The sequence below is a fragment of the Verrucosispora sp. SN26_14.1 genome (assembly GCF_004307965.1).
In the GTDB taxonomy this organism is placed as follows: Bacteria; Actinomycetota; Actinomycetes; order Mycobacteriales; family Micromonosporaceae; genus Micromonospora.
On the sequence record NZ_SISL01000478.1, the window covers coordinates 1 to 4,409 of the forward strand.

Annotated in this window: 4 protein-coding genes and 1 pseudogene; 3 read left to right on the top strand and 2 right to left on the bottom strand. The window is 72.6% G+C overall.

Annotation, left to right across the window (positions count from 1 at the left end; genetic code table 11):
* Positions 1 to 980, bottom strand: a pseudogene (locus EYA84_RS27440) (hypothetical protein); the annotation flags it as partial.
* Between the two features lie 145 nt (positions 981 to 1,125).
* On the opposite strand from EYA84_RS27440, the gene EYA84_RS27445 reads away from it, so the two are divergent.
* Together EYA84_RS27445 and EYA84_RS27450 are read left to right on the top strand one after the other, a co-directional pair.
* Positions 1,126 to 1,764 carry a TetR/AcrR family transcriptional regulator gene (locus EYA84_RS27445; protein WP_131056701.1) on the top strand — a complete coding sequence of 213 codons (639 nt, stop codon included), beginning with the start codon at positions 1,126 to 1,128 and terminating at the stop codon, positions 1,762 to 1,764.
* A 63-nt stretch (positions 1,765 to 1,827) separates the two neighbouring features.
* Positions 1,828 to 2,058, top strand: a complete 231-nt coding sequence (locus tag EYA84_RS27450) for a DUF3107 domain-containing protein (protein ID WP_131056703.1) — start codon at positions 1,828 to 1,830, stop codon at positions 2,056 to 2,058.
* Between the two features lie 3 nt (positions 2,059 to 2,061).
* Here EYA84_RS27450 and EYA84_RS27455 read toward each other — a convergent pair whose 3' ends face one another.
* Positions 2,062 to 2,715 carry a ferritin-like fold-containing protein gene (locus EYA84_RS27455; protein ID WP_131056705.1) on the bottom strand — a complete coding sequence of 218 codons (654 nt, stop codon included), beginning with the start codon at positions 2,713 to 2,715 and terminating at the stop codon, positions 2,062 to 2,064.
* Positions 2,716 to 3,072: 357 nt separating this feature from the next.
* Between EYA84_RS27455 and EYA84_RS27460 the strand changes: the two genes are divergently transcribed.
* On the top strand, positions 3,073 to 4,409 hold a 1,337-nt coding region (locus EYA84_RS27460), incomplete at its 3' end, for a DEAD/DEAH box helicase (RefSeq protein WP_131056707.1).

Sequence of the window (4,409 nt, forward strand, 5' to 3'; positions counted from 1 at the left end):
GGGGTACGCGGCCCGGACGCCTCCGGCCGGGTCGGCTCGTACGGCCGGGGCCGCTCGACCGGCACCGGCTGGTAGGGGCGGGTCGGCTCCACCCGGACCGGCTCGTACGGCCGGCTCGGTTCGCTGGACCAGCCCTGCCCCGAGGTCTCCCGCCCGCGTCGGCCGCTCTCGTCCTCGCCGCGCGCCCAGGACGGCGCCCAGTCACTCGGCGGGCCGGAGCGGGCCCAGTTCGGCTGCTCGTCCTCCGGCGGGTCTGCCTCCGCCGACCAGCCACCGCGCCGGTCGGCACTCGGCGGAGGCCATCCACCGCCCTGGTCGGCGGCGTAACCGTGGTCGCCGGACGGACCGGCGGCGGGGTGGGACGGACCGGTCGGCTCGGCCGGATACGGCTCGTCCCAGCCGCGCGACCGGCCGGCGGACGGATCGTCCCCGTGGCGTTCGGCGGTGGGCGCATGCACGCCGGGCGGCATCTCGAAGCCGGAGGCGGCGGTGCCGACGGGCGGCACCTGCACGGCCGGCGGCGCCGAGGTGGGCAGGCCGGCGGTCGAGGTCACCGGCTGCTCGCCGGCGGGGGTGGGACGTGGCGCCGGCACCACCATCCGGTCGTGACCGGCGTCACGGCCCGACTCACGCAGGCCGGGCGGGGCACTGACCGGGGTGTGTCGACCGGCCGACGACTCGTCCTCGGGGTGTACGCCGTTGACGTGGTGTCCGTTCGTGCGCGTCGCGCGTTCCGGCTCCGACTGGTCACCGGCGGGAGCGGGCAGGTCGGCGTAGCGTGGTGAGGCGGTCGCCCAACCGGAGGGCGGCTCGGGGTGACGCCGGGGCGCGCCGAGGTCGCGGGAACCTTCCGCCCCCCACGACCAGTCGGCCGCCGACGGTGCCCACCCGTTGCCGGAACGGGCCAGGTCATCCCACTGACCCGTCCCGTCGCCGTGCTCTCCCGGGGTGGCGGCACCGGGTTGCCCTGCTTCACTCACCGCGCGCTCCTTGGTCGCCCCCGCTGAGGCTACCGTGTGGCGACAGTGGCGATAAGTTACAGCGGCGGGCCAATTCCGCGCGGGGCCATGGCGGCCCTGAGCGGTTCGGGCGAAATGCGGCCCGTCTACAGACTCGGAGGTTCCCATGACCGCTGTGGGGAACGGCGCCCAGACCACCGGCAGGCCGACCCGCCTGCCCCGTTCGGCACGCCGCAAGCAGCTGCTCGCCGCTGCTCAGGAGGTATTCGTCGCGCAGGGTTACCACGCCGCGGCCATGGACGACATCGCCGAGCGGGCCGGCGTCTCCAAGCCCGTGCTGTACCAGCACTTCCCGGGCAAGATGGAGCTGTATCTCGCCCTGCTCGACACGCACTGTGACGCAATCGTCGCCAAGGTGCACGACGCGATGGCGAGCACCGCCGACAACAAGGAGCGGGTCAGCGCGTCCGTACGGGCGTACTTCGACTTCGTCGACCACGAGAGCGAGGCGTTCCGCCTGGTCTTCGAGTCGGACCTGCGTAACGACCCGGCCGTGCGGGAGCGCGTGGAGCGGGTCGAGCAGGGCTGCATCGCGGCGATCACCGACACCATCATCTCGGACACCGGGGTCAGCCGGGCTCATGCGGAGCTGCTCGCCTCCGGCCTGGTCGGCGCCGCCGAGACCGCGGCACAGTTCTGGCTGGCCCGCGGGCGGCAGGTACCCAAGGCCGAGGCGGAGGCGTTGGTGGCCGCGCTGTCCTGGCGGGGCATCGCGAGCTTCCCGCTGCAAGGTGAGTCAGCCTGAACTCGCACCTTGTGATCGGATAGCCTTCGCACGGCGACCATTTCGCCCGACGGAGGAGGCACAGTGGAGGTCAAGATCGGGGTGCAGTACGCACCGCGCGAGCTGGTCCTGGAGAGCGCACAGTCGCCGGCCGAGATCGAGCAGATCGTGACCGACGCGATGGCCAGGAACGAGGGCGGCACGCTCTCCCTGACCGACGAGAAGGGCCGGCGGGTCATCGTGCCGGTCAGCAAGGTCGCTTACGTCGAGATCGCCGAGGCGTCCCCTCGGGCAGTGGGCTTCACCGTCCGCTGACGATCAGTTGTTGAGGCCGGCGGCGGCCATCCGCGCGGTGTGCGCGGCGGTCAGCCGCCGGAACAATCCGGGTACGTCCGCCTGCCCGTCCGCGACGATCAGGGCGGTCAACGTCCCCCGGTCGGCGGCGACCACCCGGCCCGCCTGGGACAGCGCCTCGCCGACCAGTCGCCGGGCCCACATGGACAACCGACCGGCGACCTTCGGGTCCGCCGCGACGGCGTGCCGGATCTCGGCGGCGGCGAACTCCGCGTACCGCGAGTCACGCAGCACGTCCAGGACCAGGCGCCGGTCCGGCTCCCGCAGCGCCTCGGCGATCTCGCGGAGGAAGTCCTCGGTGATCCCGTCACCGACGTACGCCTTGGTGACCGCTTCCGCCCAGTCCCGGGGCTCGGTCGAGTCGTGGTACCCCTGCAACGGCTCGACGTAGGCCGCCATCGCCTCCTCCACCGGCACGCCGAGCACCGCCAGCCGGTCGGCCAGCCGCCGGTAGTTGGCGATCTCGGCGGCGGCCATCTCGCTCAACGCGGCCCGACGGCGCAGATCCGGGGCGAACCGGGCATCGGCCGCCAGACGTTCGAAGGCGAGCAGTTCACCGAGGGCCACCAGGCCGAGCAGGTCGGCGACGGCGTGATCGGGCGCGGCGGGGGCGGACACCCGCGCAGGCTACCGCCGTCGGCCGCCCGGGGAGCGCTCGGCGAGGCGTCACCGGGCGGGCTGACCAGGCAGCACCGACCACATACATGTGATACAGGTCACATAGAAGCCCTCCCGGTGACTCTTGCCGGACTGGAATCGGGACGGCTTCACACCCGTTCAGGTAACATGGACGAGTTGCCGTAGGCGCCGATCCCGACCGGATTCAGATCCAACCCGGTCGACGTCCGACCCACGGCGCGCGTGCGGCCCGGTCCGCCCGGCATCTCTGCCGCCGACCGTGTGGCCCGCGCCAAAACCGAACGCGCCCTGAGGACATGACGGGGCGCACCCACGAGAGGGCACCCCCAAATCCACATGAGTGAGCCGATTCAAGACCTCACAGACGGCCAGGAACTGGCCCCGACCGCCCCGGTCCGACCGGAGGCACCGACCTTCGCCGAGCTCGGCGCGCGCGCCGAGACCGTCGACGCGCTGGCCGCGTCCGGCATCACCCGCGCCTTCGCCATCCAGGAGTACGCGCTGCCGATCGCCCTGCGCGGCGCCGACCTGATCGGGCAGGCGCCGACCGGCACCGGCAAGACCCTCGGCTTCGGCGTACCGCTGCTGGAGCGGGTCTTCGCACCGGGCGAGGGCAGTGACGGCGTGCCGCAGGCACTCGTCGTCGTGCCCACCCGTGAACTGGGCATCCAGGTCGCCAAGGACATCGCCGCCGCAGGCCGCACCCGGGGCGTCCGGGTACTCCCGATCTATGGCGGGGTCGCGTACGAGCCGCAGGTCGACGCGCTGCGCAAGGGCGTGGAGATCCTCGTCGGTACGCCGGGCCGCCTGCTCGACCTGGCCAAGCAGAAGCACCTGCGCCTGCACGGCGTACGCGCGCTGGTGCTGGACGAGGCCGACCGGATGCTCGACCTGGGCTTCCTCGACGACGTCGAGCGGATCCTGGCGATGCTCCCGGAGGAGCGGCAGACCATGCTGTTCTCCGCCACCATGCCGGACCCGATCGTGACGCTGTCCCGGCGGTTCCTGCGTCACCCGATCACGATCCACGCCGGGCACACCGCCGAGACCGGCCCGTCCCCGCAGACGGAGCAGCTGGTCTACCGCACCCACTCGATGAACAAGATCGAGATCGTGGCCCGGATCCTCCAGGCGGAGAGCCGTGGCCTGACGATGATCTTCACGCGGACCAAGCGGGCCGCCGACCGGGTGGCCGAGGACCTCGACTTCCGTGGCTTCGCGGTCGCGGCCGTGCACGGCGACCTCGGACAGGGCGCCCGTGAGCGGGCCCTCCGGGCCTTCCGCGCCGGCAAGATCGACACTCTGGTCGCCACCGACGTCGCGGCCCGGGGCATCGACGTCAGCGGCGTCACCCACGTCATCAACTACGACTGCCCCGAGGACCAGGACACCTACACCCACCGGATCGGCCGTACCGGCCGGGCCGGGGCGACCGGTGTGGCGGTGACCTTCGTCGACTGGGACGACATGCCCCGCTGGCGGATCATCGACAAGACGCTCGGGCTGGACATGCCCGAGCCGCAGGAGACCTACCACACCTCTCCGCACCTCTACACCGAACTGCACATCTCGACCGAGGTGACCGGCACGCTGCCGACCGCCGAGCGCACCCGCGCCGGATTGTCCGCCGAGGTCGAGGAGGACCTGGGCGGCGGTCGCGCCCGCCGTGGCGG